Origin of the sequence: Oceanicaulis sp. HTCC2633 (assembly GCF_000152745.1) — a bacterium.
Lineage (GTDB): Bacteria > Pseudomonadota > Alphaproteobacteria > Caulobacterales > Maricaulaceae > Oceanicaulis.
The window spans coordinates 122,607-137,698 of record NZ_CH672428.1; the positions used below are offsets into that span (position 1 = coordinate 122,607).

The 15,092-nt window shown below is 64.8% G+C and carries 12 protein-coding genes; 6 read left to right on the forward strand and 6 right to left on the reverse strand.

What is annotated here, in order from left to right; genetic code table 11:
* Nucleotides 1-29 precede the first annotated feature (29 nt).
* From OA2633_RS15050 to meaB, 3 genes are all read left to right on the forward strand, one after another.
* Nucleotides 30-545, forward strand: coding sequence for a hypothetical protein (locus tag OA2633_RS15050; RefSeq protein ID WP_009800531.1), 516 nt, complete (start codon nt 30-32; stop codon nt 543-545).
* Nucleotides 546-611: 66 nt separating this feature from the next.
* Nucleotides 612-1,130, forward strand: coding sequence for a hypothetical protein (locus OA2633_RS00660; protein WP_156776012.1), 519 nt, complete (start codon nt 612-614; stop codon nt 1,128-1,130).
* 59 nt (nt 1,131-1,189) lie between these two features.
* Nucleotides 1,190-2,170, forward strand: a complete 981-nt coding sequence (gene meaB / locus OA2633_RS00665) for a methylmalonyl Co-A mutase-associated GTPase MeaB (RefSeq protein ID WP_009800533.1) — start codon at nt 1,190-1,192, stop codon at nt 2,168-2,170.
* Here the strand turns inward: meaB and OA2633_RS15055 are convergent.
* The 4 genes from OA2633_RS15055 to OA2633_RS00685 form a co-directional block, all read right to left on the reverse strand.
* Entirely contained in the window at nt 2,167-2,742 is a 576-nt protein-coding gene (locus tag OA2633_RS15055) for a helix-hairpin-helix domain-containing protein (protein WP_009800534.1), read from the reverse strand. The two genes, meaB and OA2633_RS15055, sit on opposite strands and share 4 nt — an antisense overlap.
* Nucleotides 2,742-3,824 carry a hypothetical protein gene (locus tag OA2633_RS00675; RefSeq protein ID WP_156776014.1) on the reverse strand — a complete coding sequence of 361 codons (1,083 nt, stop codon included), beginning with the start codon at nt 3,822-3,824 and terminating at the stop codon, nt 2,742-2,744. The genes OA2633_RS15055 and OA2633_RS00675 overlap by 1 nt, the downstream gene beginning before the upstream one ends.
* A gap of 147 nt (nt 3,825-3,971) precedes the next feature.
* On the reverse strand, nt 3,972-4,229 hold the full coding sequence (locus tag OA2633_RS00680; RefSeq protein WP_009800536.1) for a hypothetical protein: 258 nt from the start codon (nt 4,227-4,229) through the stop codon (nt 3,972-3,974).
* 17 nt (nt 4,230-4,246) lie between these two features.
* Entirely contained in the window at nt 4,247-5,650 is a 1,404-nt protein-coding gene (locus OA2633_RS00685) for a short-chain fatty acyl-CoA regulator family protein (RefSeq protein ID WP_009800537.1), read from the reverse strand.
* Between the two features lie 145 nt (nt 5,651-5,795).
* Here OA2633_RS00685 and aceA point away from each other — a divergent pair, with 145 nt between their 5' ends.
* The 3 genes from aceA to aceB all read left to right on the forward strand — a co-directional run bounded on the left by aceA (nt 5,796) and on the right by aceB (nt 9,346).
* Nucleotides 5,796-7,091 (forward strand): isocitrate lyase, encoded by a 1,296-nt coding sequence (gene aceA, locus OA2633_RS00690; protein ID WP_009800538.1) that lies wholly within the window; start codon nt 5,796-5,798, stop codon nt 7,089-7,091.
* 152 nt (nt 7,092-7,243) lie between these two features.
* Nucleotides 7,244-7,729 carry a ribonuclease E activity regulator RraA gene (gene rraA, locus OA2633_RS00695; protein WP_009800539.1) on the forward strand — a complete coding sequence of 162 codons (486 nt, stop codon included), beginning with the start codon at nt 7,244-7,246 and terminating at the stop codon, nt 7,727-7,729.
* Nucleotides 7,730-7,747: 18 nt separating this feature from the next.
* Complete coding sequence (aceB, locus tag OA2633_RS00700; protein ID WP_009800540.1) at nt 7,748-9,346, forward strand: malate synthase A; 1,599 nt, start codon at nt 7,748-7,750, stop codon at nt 9,344-9,346.
* Nucleotides 9,347-9,496: 150 nt separating this feature from the next.
* Here aceB and OA2633_RS00705 read toward each other — a convergent pair whose 3' ends face one another.
* A complete protein-coding gene (locus OA2633_RS00705) occupies nt 9,497-12,043 on the reverse strand; it encodes a TonB-dependent receptor (RefSeq protein ID WP_009800541.1) in 2,547 nt (848 codons plus the stop codon).
* A gap of 396 nt (nt 12,044-12,439) precedes the next feature.
* Complete coding sequence (locus OA2633_RS00710; protein WP_009800542.1) at nt 12,440-14,992, reverse strand: TonB-dependent receptor; 2,553 nt, start codon at nt 14,990-14,992, stop codon at nt 12,440-12,442.
* Between the last annotated feature and the right edge of the window lie 100 nt (nt 14,993-15,092).

A 15,092-nucleotide genomic window follows, 5' to 3' on the forward strand; every position in this document is an offset into this window, starting at 1 on the left:
TGCTGAAGCAGCTATTGGAGGCCTCCCACATGCGACGCGCCCTTCTTCTCAGCCTGACCGCCCTGAGCCTCGCAGCCTGCGCCTCCGGTCCGGGACCCGTCTACGGTCCGGCGAGCAGCTATTCGAACGGGACGGGCTATTCCGACTACCGGATCGAGAATGACCGCTGGCGCGTGCGCTATACCGGCGCCAACGGTCAGGATGAGGACGATGTGGAGCGGCTCGCCCTGCGTCGGGCGGGCGAGATCGCCCTGACCCACGGCTTTGACTGGTTCACGGTAGTCCACCGCCAGGTCGACACCGAAGGCGATGCGAACGAACGCCCGGTGCGGGTTGGCGGCTCGCTGGGCCAGACCTTCGGCTCGAGCGGTTTCCGCGGCTCCAGCGTCGGGGTCGGCATTGCGATCAATCCGGGCGCCGGCAAGACCCGGACAGAGATCAGCCTCGAAGTCATCGCGGGACGCGGAGAGCCGCGCCCGGATGGCGCCTATGACGCCGCCCGCATGGCCAACCCTGCAGGGGCTTACGCCGCCGGCACGCTCTAGTCCGGCTTGCAGCGCGGCGCGAACGGGGCGAGTCTCAGGGCTGTGGTATTCAGCAACGAGGCGGGCATGCGCGCGCACCTACTCACCGGATCAATGGCGCTCACCCTGCTCGCGGGCTGCGGGATCTCGACAACGACCTCCTTTGTCAGCCCGCCCCTGAGCGCTTACGGCCCCTCCAGCGCCAGCATGAGCGGCATGGGGTATGACGCGCTGCAGGTCGGTCCGCAGCAATGGCGCGTCTGGTATACCGGTCATGCCGGCGCCAGCGAACTACTGGTGGAGCAATACGCCTTGCGCCATGCCGCCGAAGTGGCCGCGACTGCAGGCTATGACTGGTTCCGCGTCACCTATGATGACAACACCCGGCATGCCAACGGCTATCGCCCCGTCAGCCGGACGGGTGAAATCACCCCCGCCTATATGGAGGAGGTCGAGCGCACCGGTCCGATGGGGATCGTTCGCAACTGGGTGTTCCGGGAAGGTCCGCAGGGGCAAATCACCGCCATTCTCGATATTGAAGCCGGACGGGGATCCCGTCCGGGCGGCGCCTATGATCCCGTCGCCATCCTCAGCTCCTACCCCTGATCTGATGATCGAGAACAAATCCGCTTGCCCCGCGCGCCGGCTCGCGTTTGAACACTGCCATGACTGATGCGCTCGCAGACAAGCTGATCGACGGGGACCGCGCCGCGCTCGCCCGCGGAATCACCCTGGTGGAGTCCACCCGCGCCGACCATCAGGCTCGGGCGCGCGAGCTGTTGACCGCGGTGATGGACCGGACCGGAAAGGCCTGGCGCATCGGGCTGACGGGCGTGCCGGGCGTGGGCAAGTCCACCCTGATCGAGCGCTTGGGCGGGCATCTGACCGATGCAGGCCGCAAGGTCGCCGTGCTGGCGGTAGACCCATCATCCTCGCGCACCAAGGGGTCGATCCTCGGGGACAAGACCCGCATGGGCGCCCTGGCGGTGGACCGCAACGCCTTCATCCGCCCCTCCCCCAGCGCCGGTTCGCTGGGCGGGGTCGCGCGCAAGACCCGCGAATCCATGCTGCTGTGTGAAGCGGCGGGCTATGACGTGGTGATCGTGGAGACCGTGGGCGTGGGCCAGTCCGAAACCGTGGTCGCGGACATGGTGGATGTCTTCGTCGCGCTGATGCTGCCCGGCGCCGGGGACGAGCTGCAGGGCATCAAGAAGGGCCTTCTGGAGCTGGCCGAGATTCTGTTCGTGAACAAGGCCGATGGCGAGAACGAGACCCGCGCCCGCCGCGCCCAGCGCGATCTGGAAGCCGCGCTGCATCTGTTCGCGCCCGTCAGTCCGCACTGGAACCCGGCTGTCCTGCGCGGTTCCGGCCTCACCGGTGAAGGCATCGAAGCGTTGTGGGATACGGTGATGAAACACCGCAAGGCGCTGGAGAGCGCGGGCGCGCTCGAGCAGAAGCGCTCCGGCCAGCAGGTGCGCTGGTTGTGGTCCATGGTGGAAGAGCGCGTCCTGCAGAGCTTCCACGCCGATCCCGAGATCCGGAAACTGGCGCCAGAGCTCGAACGCGCCGTGTCAGACGGGCGGCTGCCCGCCAGTGAAGCCGCAGAGCGGCTCTGGCGGGCCAATCGCCCGGCCAAGACCGACTAGTTCGACAGGGCTTTCGCCTGCTTCACCCACTCATCGCGCTCGATGCGGCCGCGGCCATTGATGGCCGCGTCCATGCGCGCCACGTCTTCATCACTCCAGTTGGCGATCTGCGCCAGAGACGTCACGCCCAGCTCGGCCAGGCTGGCCGCAGCCTTCGGGCCCAGCCCCTTGATCTTGGTCAGATCATCACTGACCGGCGCCGTCTCAGTTTCAGGCTCGGCCAAAGGCTCCTTGGGAGCCGCACTCGCCTTGGGCTTTGGCGCGGCTTTCTTCTCGACCTTCTCGGCCTTTGCAGGCGCCTCTGCCGGAGTCACAAGTTCCGGCGCCGCTTCCTGCAACAGATCCGCCGCACGCTTTTTCGGCGCAGCCGATTCCGCCTTGGGCTCAGCCTCGGCATCGACATCCAGGGTCGTGGTGGCGTGCGAGTGCGGCCCCTTGGCCGGCTCCAACAGCCCCTTGGGCCCGGATTTGGGCGCCTCGTCGGACTTGCCGTGCAGAATCCAGCCCGTCACGACGCCGCCAATGAAGGCCAGCAGCAACAGGATCCACATATTCCAGATCAGCCACATCATCAGCCTTGTTCCTCTTCAGTATCGGTCGTCGCAAGGTCCGGGACAGAGACCGGCGTCAGGGTGAATTGGATCGCCTCGGGCGCGCCCAGCGGCGCCGCCTGGGCCAGAAAACGCGCGCGTTCAACGCCGGCTTCCGCCATGGCGCTGGCGGCGGCCTCGCCGCGCATCAGGGCCAGGCTGGCGCCTTCATCGCCGGGCTCGTCCGCCCGCACCGCGATGATCAGATCGCCCGCCTCGACACAGGCGGCGTAGACTTCGCCCGCACGGCGCAACGCCGCCCGACTCTCCCCGGTCAGAATGCTGCGCCCCGGAGCAAAGGCGATCGGACGGCGTCCCAGCGCGCCCTTGATCAGAAGTTCGCACAGGCGCGGATCGGAGAGGCTCGCCTCATAGCTTTCGCCATCCGCCCGCACCAGCGCCGCCGCCGCGAAGCCGTCCGGCGCGGTTTCAAACATGCGGCGCACATCCCGCGCCGCCGCCGAGCTGGGCGCCAGTCCGGTCAGAGCCGCCCGGTCGCGGGTCACAAGGCCTGCGCCCGCATCCAGCTCGCCCAGCGCACGGATGGTTTCGGTCACCATGACCTCCCAGCCTGCGGGGGCGGCGCCAGGCGCCAGTCGGAAATCCGTATCCACGCGCCCCGAGCTGACATCCCCCGCCAGCCCGGCCAGGCGCTCACCGGTTTCCGCATCCGGAACAAGCCCACTCAGGCGCATCCGTCCGCCCGTCAGGTCCAGACGCAAGGCGAAGCTTTCCGCCTCGCCCGGCAAGCGGGTCTGATCGGTCACCCGGGTCACCCCGCCGGCCACGACGCCGCCCGCCCAGCTGGCGGTGGACACGGCCTGAAGCGCGCTTTGTCGCGCTTGCCGCGACGGGGCGAGCCCGCTCAGCGTCGCGGTCTGACCATTCATCTCCACACGAGCCCACTCATCCGCCCGGAGAGCGTAAAGCGCATCATCCGCCGCGCCCTGCAGCCGATCCTCCAGAACGCTGGCGGACATGGGGCTGGCGTGAATCGCGACGCCCCCCAGCACCAGGAAGACGGCGCCCGCTATGAGAGCGGTTTTTCGGCGTGGAGACAGCATGATCTGATCCCGTGAATCGGCGAATTCATCCGCCTCATCATACGCAATCGCGCGAAGCGGTCGAACTGGAAACTGCGCAGTTGCACAATCAGTTCCATACAGGGAGAGGATCATGGCGCTTTTATGCGCCACGATGGCGCCCCGCCCTCAATCGCTGAACGGACGCCCTGTCCTCTGCATCAGCGCGCGGCGTTCATCATAGGCCTGGCGCGCCGCATCCTCATCGTCAAAGGCGTACAGCTCGAACCGGTCATCCAGATCACAGCTCAGCCCCAGAACATAGAAGTCGGGCCATCGCTTGAGCGCCACCGCAGACTGTGTCGCGTCCCATTCGGCCTTGGCAAGCAGCGGCGGCTCTTCATCCCCCGCCGTAGTCCAGGCTTCGTCTTCACTGATCCTGCGCATCTGACGCCCCCGTCATTTCACTCATCCCCAAAGCTGAAGGGGGCCGCGCCCCGCAAGTGCGGATCGACCCGCAGGCTGCGCTGCATGGGCGGGAAAGCCCGCACGGGGCAGTCATTGCGGTCGCACAGGCGGCATGACAAGCCGATCGGCGTGAAGCGCTCGCCCGGATCATAGACAATGCGCTCCTGCGCGCTCACCTCGCATCCGACGGCCACGGCGTTGAGCGCCGCCGAACCATCCGCCAGGGGCCGCGTGACGGCGCGGGAAATGGAAATGAAGCGGCTGCCATCAGTCAGCTCCAGCCCCTGCACATGCAGGGTCTCGGGCGCGCGGAACACGTCATAGAGCCGCCAGCGGGCGCAACCGCCGCCCGAACGGGCGAACGCCAGCACCCCGCCCCCGAAGCGCTTGGTCACATTGCCCGCCTGGTCCGTGCGGATCATGAAGAAGGGCACGCCGCGGGCGCCGGGGCGATGCAGCGTGGTCAGCCTGTGGCAGACCTGCTCAAAGCTCACCTCGAACTTCCGGCGCAGGGCGTCGATATCGTATTTCGACCGCTCCGCCGCCTCGAAGAAGGGCTGATAGGGCATCATCAGCGCCGCGGCGGCGTAACTGGCGAGCGTGGAGCGCAGCATTGCCCGGGCGTCCTCACTCAATCCCGCCGCACGGTGGGCTTCCTGATCGAGCACATCGCCGAGTTCGAGATTGACCAGGGTCACCGCCAGATGAAAGACCCGGCCCGAGGGCTCGAGCAGATCGGACAGCAAGAGCTTGCGCGCGTGAAAGTCAAAGCGCCGCAAGGCCCCGCCCATCACGGCGTCATCATAGATCCGGACCGCCGCCCCGTGTGAGGATTTCAGGCGCGCTGTCAGCGCCGCGCCCAGATCGCCATGATCCTCAAGCCCGGCGCGGAACCGGTCGCAGGCGTCTTCGATCGACGGGAAATAGTTGGAGGCCGCATCCAGGGCGTCACGCACCTCTTCGAGCGGACTGAGGATCGCCCCGCCCTCTTCCCCCGTTGCCCGCAGGGCGAGGTCGGCGGCGGCGGCATTGCTCTCGCGATAGGCCTGGTGAAGCTTGGCCAGCGCCTCGGCGGCGCGGGGATGGGCGTCGGCCAGTTCCTGCACGTCGCGGGCATCGAGATCCGTGCTCTTGAGCACCGGGTCGGCGGCGGCCTCCTTGAGGTCGGCAAGCAATTGACGGTCGCTTTCCGCCGCAAAGGCGCGCACATCCACGTCAAAGGCTTCCGCCAGCGACAGCAGCACCCGCGCCGTCACCGGGCGCTGATTGCGCTCAAGAAGATTCAGATAGCTTGGTGAGACATTGAGGCTCTCGGCGAACTGGGCCTGGGTCTGCCCGAGCTCCTTGCGCAGGCGACGCAGGCGCGCTCCCGCGAAGAGCTTTTCCTGATTGGCGCTCATTTGTAAATCAGTTTACATCCATACAGACTTACAAGTATGTATCGTATACCTCGTATCCTCTTTTTATGCAATGGGGTGCTAGCCTCGCTGCAGCTGCGTTGTAAGGTCATTGACAACAAAGTTTGCAATTAAAGGGGCAACCCCGATGACCACGTTCTATGATCTGGTTCCCGCCGCCGCCAAAGGCCGCTTTGACGGCATCGAGCGCAACTACACGCCCGAAGACGTCCTGAAGCTGCGCGGTTCCGTGCAGATCCAGCACACCCTCGCCGAGCGCGGCGCAGCCAAGCTGTGGGAGCTGATCACCACCGAGCCCTATATCAACGCGCTGGGCGCGCTGTCCGGCAACCAGGCCATGCAGATGGTCCGCGCGGGCCTGAAAGCCATCTACCTGTCCGGTTGGCAGGTCGCGGCCGACGCCAACACCGCCGGCGCCATGTATCCCGACCAGTCGCTCTACCCGGCGAACTCGGCTCCGGAACTGGCCAAGAAGATCAACCGCACCCTGCAGCGCGCCGACCAGATCGAAGTCGCTGAAAAGGGCAAGGCCGAGCGCGACTGGTTCGCTCCGATCGTGGCGGACGCCGAAGCCGGCTTTGGCGGTACGCTGAACTGCTATGAGATCATGCGCGCCTTCATCGAGGCCGGCGCTTCGGGCGTTCACTTCGAAGACCAGGTCGCAGCTGAGAAGAAATGCGGACACCTGGGCGGCAAGGTTCTGATCCCGACCAGCCAGCACGAGCGCAACCTGAACGCTGCGCGCCTCGCCGCCGACGTCATGGGCGTCCCGACCCTGACCGTGGCCCGCACCGACGCGGAATCGGCGACCCTGATCAACTCTGACGTTGATGAGCGCGACCACGAATTCATCGATTATGACGCGGGCCGCACCGCGGAAGGCTTCTACCGTCTCAAGCCGGGCATGGGCGTGGATCACTGCATCAAGCGCGGTCTCGCCTACGCCAAGGTCGCCGACCTGCTGTGGTGGGAAACCTCCAAGCCGAACCTTGAAGAAGCCAAACGCTTCGCCGAGGCGATCCAGAAAGCCTATCCGGGCAAGATGATGGCGTACAACTGCTCGCCGTCCTTCAACTGGGAAGCCAATCTGGACAAGGCCACCATCGAGACCTACCAGCGTGAGCTGGGCGCGATGGGCTACAAGTTCCAGTTCGTGACGCTGGCGGGCTTCCACCAGCTCAACCACGGCATGTTCCAGCTGGCCTCGGGCTACCGCGATCGCGGCATGGGCGCCTATTCCGAACTGCAACAGGCCGAGTTCGCTTCGGAGAAGGATGGCTACACCGCCACCCGTCACCAGCGCGAAGTGGGCACCGGCTATTTCGATCTCGTGAACATGACCCTGTCGGGCGGCCAGGCCTCCACGACCGCCATGGGCGCGTCCACCGAGACCGACCAGTTCAAGACCGACGCAGCGGAGTAATCCGCTCGACGGAGCTCAGGGCTTGCGTTGGTGGACACGCGAGCCCTGACTGAGGGCGCTGAGGCGGACCGCTGGATGTCCGCCCGGCGCTCTCAAGCGTTTCCAGACCCCACTCTCCCGCCTGATCCCGACTGACCGACCAGGAGGCCTTCATGACCCCCGTTTGCGATTTGTGCGACGCGTTCCCCGAGCAGGTTCAAGTGCTCGAGCCCGTGCTGAAATCGTATGGCGGCGAGGCTGCCTTCTACGGACAGGTGGAAACCATCCGCACCCATGAAGACAATTCGCGGGTGCGCGAAGCGGTGTCCGAACCCGGTTCGGGCCGCGTGCTCGTCGTTGACGGTGGCGGATCGCTCAAACGATCACTCCTGGGAGGAGACCTCGCCGGCAAGGCCGCCGCAAATGGCTGGGCCGGCGTGATCGTCAACGGCGCCGTGCGCGATGTGGCCGAACTGGAAGCCGAAGCGCTGGGCGTGCTCGCCCTGGCGCTGATCCCGATGAAAACCGAAAAGCGCGACCTTGGCGTCCGCGGCGTTCCCGTCACCCTCGCAGGCGCTGTCGTGCGCCGCGGCGACTGGATCTATGCGGACCGGGACGGCGTCATCGTCTCCGCCGAGCCGCTGCACCTGCAAATCTGAACAAAGAAGGAGCGCCCCATGAGCGACGCCCCCAAAGGCCTAGTCATCCATGGCCCGATGAAGCCCGGTTTCGAGGAAATTCTCTCTTCCGAAGCCCTGAGCCTTCTGGCCGATGTGCACCGCCGCTTTGATGGCGAGCGCAAGCGCCTTCTGCAAGAGCGTCTCGACCGGCAGGCGCGCCTGGATGCGGGCGAGGAAATCCTGGACTTCCCCAGTGAGACCCAGGCCATCCGCAATGGCGAATGGACCGTACCGCCCGCCCCAGCAGACCTTCAGGACCGCCGCGTGGAGATTACCGGCCCGGTGGATCGCAAGATGGTCATCAATGCGCTCAATTCCGGCGCGAAATGCTTCATGGCCGATTTCGAGGACGCCTCCACCCCGTCCTGGGAGAACATGGTCGAGGGACAGATCAATCTGCGTGACGCCAATGCCCGCACGATCAACTTCACCGATGAGAAATCGGGCAAGTCCTACACACTCAGCGACACGCCCGCGACCCTGATCGCACGCGCCCGCGGCCTGCATCTGGATGAAGCCCATGTCACGGTCGATGGCGCGCCGGTGTCCGGCGGTTTCTTCGACTTCGTGCTCTACCTCTTCCACAATCACGCCAGCACGGCGAAGAACGGCTCCGGTCCGTATTTCTACATCCCGAAGCTCGAGACCCGGTTTGAAGCGCGGCTCTGGTCGCTGGTGATCCGTCATTGCGAAGAGGCGCTCGGCCTGAAACGCGGCACGGTGCGCATCACCGTGCTGATCGAGACCCTGCCCGCCACCTTCGAGCTCGATGAAATGCTCTACGAGCTGCGCGAGAACATCACGGCGTTCAACGCGGGCCGCTGGGACTATATTTTCAGCTTCATCAAGCGGCAGAAGACCGACGGCTCCAAAGTCCTGCCCGACCGCGCCCAGGTGACCATGACCGCCCCGTTCATGGCGGCCTATGCTGAGCGCGTGATTGCGGTCTGCCATCGTCGCGGAGCGCACGCCATGGGCGGCATGTCCGCCTTCATCCCGGTCAAGGGCGATGACGCGGCGAACGAAGCGGCCGTGGAAAAGGTGAAAGCGGACAAGACCCGCGAAGCCAGCATCGGCCATGACGGCGCCTGGGTGGCGCACCCGGCCCTGGTCCCGGTGGCGATCGAGGCGTTTGACAAGGTCATGCCGGGCCCGAACCAGCTCGACAAGAAGCCCGCCGTCAAGGAAGACCGCGAGGTGCTCACCTCGGCCTGCGAGGGCACGATCACCGAGGACGGTCTGTACGGCAACGCCGATGTGGCGATCCGCTATATCGCGAGCTGGCTGCAAGGCCGCGGCGCCGCGCCGATCCACAATCTGATGGAGGACGCGGCCACCGCCGAGATCTCCCGCGCCCAGCTCTGGCAATGGCGCACCCATGGCGCGAAGACCGATGATGGCCAGCTCATCGATGCGGATCGCGTGAAAGCGGTCATCGCCAAGGCGGCGGGCGCCATAAAGGCGGAAGTCGGCGACAATGCCTGGGCGGGCGGACGCTTCTCCGAAGCCGCCGACATCCTGACCGAGCTGGCGCTCAGCGAGAGCTTCGAGGAATTCCTGACCCTGCCCGCCTACGGCAAAATCCAGTCCCGATAGGGCAGATCGATTCTGATCAGGGGGCGGCCTTCGGGCCGCCCTTTTTATTGTCGGCTGAAGCAAGCAGTTGAAAAGACAAGGGCCGGAGCTTTCGCTCCGGCCCTCGCCATCCTCCCTGACTGGTCGTAGCGCCAATCAGTTTTTTGTAGTCTACCACTCCGTGCGCAAAGTGATACCCCAGGTCCTCGGAGCCGCCATGAAGGCGCCGAAGCCGCCCGACTGCGCGAACTGGTCAAAGGCGACCTGCGCATAGGCTTCATCGGTCAGGTTGCGGCCCCAGGCCTCGATCGACCACTGGCCATCAGCCTGGTTCAGGCCCACCCGGGCGTTGAGCAGGGTGAAGGCTTCCTGCAGCTTTTCCGGATCCAGGTCAGAGCCGGTGTTGTAATCGCTGACATAGCGGGCATCAAGGCTCGCCAGGCCCCAGATGTCACCCCAGAGCGGACGCTCATAGATGATCTGGGCCGTCAGGAAGTTCTCCGGCGAGAGCGAGATCTGCTTGCCGCGCAGATTCGGCGCTGTTGAGGCCTCATCACCATACTCGGCGTTCACATATGCATAGCCGCCGGTGATATCGAGACCATCGATCGGGGTGGCGTAGGCGAAGTCCACTTCAAGACCATAGCTCGTCACGCTCTCGATCGAGTTCACCACGAAGGAGATGCCGGTGAAGGTGTTGAGCTGGAAGTCCTCGACCTCCTGATAGAAGGCGTTGGCGTTCAGCTGCAGCACATTGCCGAAGAGCTGGGATTTGAAGCCCACTTCATAGGCGTCGATGATTTCCGGTGCGAAGCCGGAGTCCACATCGGTGTAGCCCAGCGCGCCATCGACCGGGCCGTTGAAGGAACGGTCAAGGTTGAAGCCGCCCGCCTTGAAGCCGCGCGAATAGCCGACATAACCCATCATGTCGTCGCTGAAGTCATAGGTCAGGCGGATGGTGCCCGAGACCTGCTCGTCCGTGCGCTCACGCTGGTAACCGGTCTGGTCCAGACCCGTCCGGGCATAGGGCAGACACATATTGCCGGCTGCCGTAGCCAGGCCGGAAATCGACGCCGCCGGCAGACCCGCAGCGGTCGCCGCTGCAATCAGGCCGGACACCGGATCGGGGCCGAACGCGGTTTCAAGCGCGCCGCAACCGGCCGGGCTGTTGGTGTCGAACGTCGCGAAGACATTCTTGGTTTCGTGCGTATAGCGCAGACCCGCGGTCAGGCTGAGATTGTCGGTCAGGCGATAGGTATTGTGCGTGAACAGAGCCCAGCTCTGCGCCGTCTGGTCATACACGTCCTGCGCCACGCCCGTCCCTTCGGGGAAAGCGGTGCCCGGAGCCGGAACCGGCAGGAAGCCCTGCGCGCCCGGAACGCCGATCAGCGCCGCGACCGGCGCCAGGGGCGCAATCTGCGACAGAACAGCGGAGACGCCGGCCGGCGTGCCCAGCGGCGGCACGGAGCCCGCCGTCAGAAGACGGCCCAGATAGGCTTCCCAGTCGTCGCCATAGCGGATGGCGTCGCCCAGTTCGAGTTCCTCATGAGAGAGGAAGCCGCCCACCAGCCAGTCCAGATCGCCCCAGATGCCTGTCAGGCGGACTTCCTGGGAGAAACGGTCAAGACGGGTATAGTTGCCGCTGCCGCGATAGGCGATGTCGGCGGTGGAATAGTCGATGTCCTGGGTGCGGTCATTGTCCCAGCGACGCAGGGCGGTGACCGAGGTCAGGGTGCCGATCGGCAGCTCGATGTCGAACTCTGCAGACACGCCCTGATCTTCGACTTCCTGCATGTATTCGCGGTTGGCGAAGGCGATGCGCGCTTCCGGGTCCGCCGGTGCGATCACCTGGCCGCCCACGGCATTCACGAAGAATTCCGGCGTCGCGGCGTAATCCCACTGGACCGCCGAGCAGCACAGCTCGTCACGGCTGGAATAATCATAGATCAGGCGCCCCTCGACGGAGTCGCTCGGCGTCCACAGCGCCTGGGCGCGGAAGGTGTAATAGTCCTGCGTTTCGGAATCACGCACTTCAGCCGGGCCATTGCCGTCATCAAGAACCAGCTGGGTGAAGCCGTCGCGTTCGCCCTTGGCGGCGAACAGACGGAAGGCCAGCACATCCTCAACGATCGGCCCCGTCAGCGAGCCGCTGTAACGATTGTAGCCATAATCGCCGAAGGTGGCTTCCAGAGAGCCGCCATACTCGTATTCGGGAGCGGCGGTGACGACATTGAGAACGCCGGCGGAGGTGTTCTTGCCGAACAGCGTGCCCTGCGGGCCGCGCAGCACCTCGATGCGTTCGATCTCGCCGAGATCGCCGAAGCCCACGCCGTTGCGGGACCGGAACACGCCGTCGATATACACGCCGACAGAGCTTTCCAGGCCGAAGTTGTCGCCCACGGTGCCGATGCCGCGAATACGCGCGGTCGTGATGGTCTCGGACTGGGTGGAGGTCACCATCAGGCCCGGCGCGATGGAAATCAGATCCTTGATATCCTTGACGCCGGCATTCTGAAGGGCGTCGGTGTCATAGGCGCCGATCGAGATCGGAACGTCCTGTGCGCTTTCCTCACGCTGCTGCGCGGTCACCGTGATGGTATCAATGGTGCGGCGCTCTCCGCCGCCGACTTGCTCGAACACCTGAGCCTGTGCCGCAGCGCCGAGAACCAGCGTGGATGCAGCCGCATACAAGGCGGTGCGCGTGAATGTCGACATCATGAATTAGTCTCCTCCCTACTCAGCGTGCCCGGTTGTCCCGGTTGACGGTCATGAAGCCGCCGGCCCCATGCATCACTGACTAATGTCCATACAAAGGTGACTTATTTTGCGGGCGCGTAAAGCACCCAATAGCGCTTAAGCATTCCCGGAATGCCCAAATCCGCTCATTTTGCGAATTTTGGTATACAACTGTTGCGAAGCTGTCACGATTACGTGCGCGTCAATCTATGCTGCATTTGCACAGTAGAATACGCATATTTCAAGAATTCACGCGCTGCAGTCGCAGCATGACTGCGCGAACAGCGCCCCTCCCGAATCGATTAAGCGCATAAAAGAAAAGGCCGCTTCCTGACGGAAGCGGCCTTTCGCAAGTGCAGCTAAGCTGTGGAGATCAGCTTACCACTCGGTGCGCAGCGTCACGCCCCAGGTGCGCGGTGCCCCCAGGAAGGCGGCGTAGCTGGCGCTGCCGCGGGCATCAAGCGAGGTGCCGGAGCCGGCGCGGCGGCCTTGCGCAAAGGCGTCGATGGCCACCTGGGCATAGGTCTCGTCGGTGAGGTTGCGGCCCCACAGCTCGACCGACCAGGCGCCGTCTTCACGACCCAGGCCAATGCGGGCGTTGACGGTGGTGAAGGCGTCCTGAACCTTTTCCGGGTCCAGGTCAGAGCCGGTGTTGTACTCCGACACCCAGCGCGCATCGAGGCTGGCCGTCGCAAGCAGGGTGTCAAAGACCGGACGCGAATAGATCACCTGGGTGGTGAAGGTCTGATCCGGCACCAGCGAGAAGTCCTGGCCCTGCAGCGCGTCCACGAGCGGGTCGCCCGTGTTCACTTCCGTGTACTCGGTATTGATGTAGGCATAGCCCGCCGACAGGTCGAGGCCATCGATCGGCGTGGCGTAGTAGAAGTCCAGCTCGGCGCCATAGCTTTCGGCCTCGTCGATGCTTTCCACCACGAAGGCGATGCCGTTGAAGGTGTTGAGCTGGAAGTCGCCGACCTGCTGATAGAAGACCGAACCGTTCAGCTGAACCACATTGCCGAACAGCTGCGACTTGAAGCCGAGCTCATAGGAATCAACGGTCTCGGGCGCAAAGGAATTGTCCGAATTGGTGTAGCCGTCCGGGCCGATCGGGCCATTCAGCTGACGGTCCAGGTTGAAGCCGCCCGCCTTGAAGCCGCGCGAGAAGCCGCCATAGATCATCGCGTCATCGCTGATGTCGTAGGTCAGACGGATCGTGCCGGACACTTCCTCATCGGTGCGCTCATTGTCATAGCCGTTCGCATCCAGACCCGAGCGGTGATACGGCAGACAGATATTGCCGATCGCGGTGGCGCCGCCGGAAATGGTGGACGCGGGCAGGTTCTGGGCGGTTGCGGCGGCAATGAAGCCGTTGATCGGATCAAAGCCGAACGCCTGTTCCAGCGCGGCGCAGGCCAGCGGCTGGTTGGTGTCGAAGGTGGCGTAGACGTCCTTGGTCTCGCGGGTGTAGCGCAGACCCGCCGTCACGGAGAGATTGTCCGTGATGCGGTAGGAATTGTGGGTGAAGACCGCCCAGCTGTCCGCCGTCTGGTCATACAGATCCTGGTTCACGCCCTGGCCGTCGATGAAGGCCATGCCCGGCGGAATGTTGATCAGACCGCCCGTCAGCTGGGACAGGACGACGCTGACGCCGGCCGGCGTGCCCAGCGGCGGCACGGAGCCCGCCGTCAGCGAGCGACCCAGGAAGGCCTCCCAGTCCTCGCCCACGCGGATGCCGTCGCCCAGCACCAGATCTTCATGGGAGTAGAACGCGCCCACGAGCCAGTCCAGATCGCCCCACTGACCGTTCAGACGGACTTCCTGGGACAGGCGCTCGATGTCGGTGAAGTTGTTGTCCTTGTCGCGGAAGGCGAGGTCGGCGCTGGTGTAGTCGATGTCCTGGCTGCGGGCGTTCTCCCAGTTGCGATAGGAGGTGACCGTGGTCAGCGTTCCGATCGGCATCTCGATGTCGAACTCGGCGGACACGCCCCAGTCCTCGACGATCTGATCGTATTCACGATTGGCGAACGCCACGCGCTCGGACGGGTCGGCCGGGAACAGGGTCTGACCGCCCACGGAATTGACCAGTGCGATGCCGGCGGCGGTGTAATCCCAGGATGCGGCGGAGCAGCAGACTTCATCACGCTCGGTGTAGTCGGCGATCAGCCGGCCGGTCACGGAAGCGCTCGGGGTCCATTCCAGCTGGCCGCGAACGGACCAGAAATCCTGGTCGTCAGAGTCCGTCTGGCGCAGCTGGCCATTATCGTCCTCGACATAAAGGTCCATATAGCCGTCGCGTTGCCCCTGCACCGCGAACAGGCGGCCGGCCAGAACGTCTTCCATGATCGGGCCGGTCACATGGGCGCTGATGCGCGAATAGCCGTAATCGCCGAACGTGGCTTCAATGGAGCCGCCCGGCTCGAATTCGGGGCCGGCGGTGACAATGTTCAGAACGCCGGCGGAGGTGTTCTTGCCGAACAGCGTGCCCTGCGGGCCGCGCAGCACCTCGATACGCTCCAGCTCGCCCAGATCGTTGAAGCCGACGCCGTTACGGGCGCGGAACACGCCATCGATATAGACGCCGACAGAGCTTTCGAGACCAAAGTTGTCGCCCACGGTGCCGATGCCGCGAATACGCGCGGTGGTAATGGTCTCGGACTGGGTCGAGGTGACGATCAGGCCCGGAGCGATGGCTTGCAGGTCTTTGATGTCGCGCACGCCGGCATTGGCCAGAGCTTCGGTGTCATAGGCGCCGATGGAGATCGGCACGTCCTGGGCGCTTTCCTCGCGCTGCTGCGCGGTCACCGTGATGACGTCCACGGTGCGGCGTTCGCCGCCGCCGACCTGATCGAAGACCTGCGCTTGAGACGCCGCGCCGAGCGTCACACTCGACACTGCGGCCAGCAAGGCGATCCGCTTGAAGGATGCTGCCATGAAAACTCTCCCTGAAATGGCGCAGCCTTTGATCTGACTGCTTGTGTTGTTGGTTCGGTCCGGGGACCGGTTGCGCGGACCATGACCGATTTGCGACGCA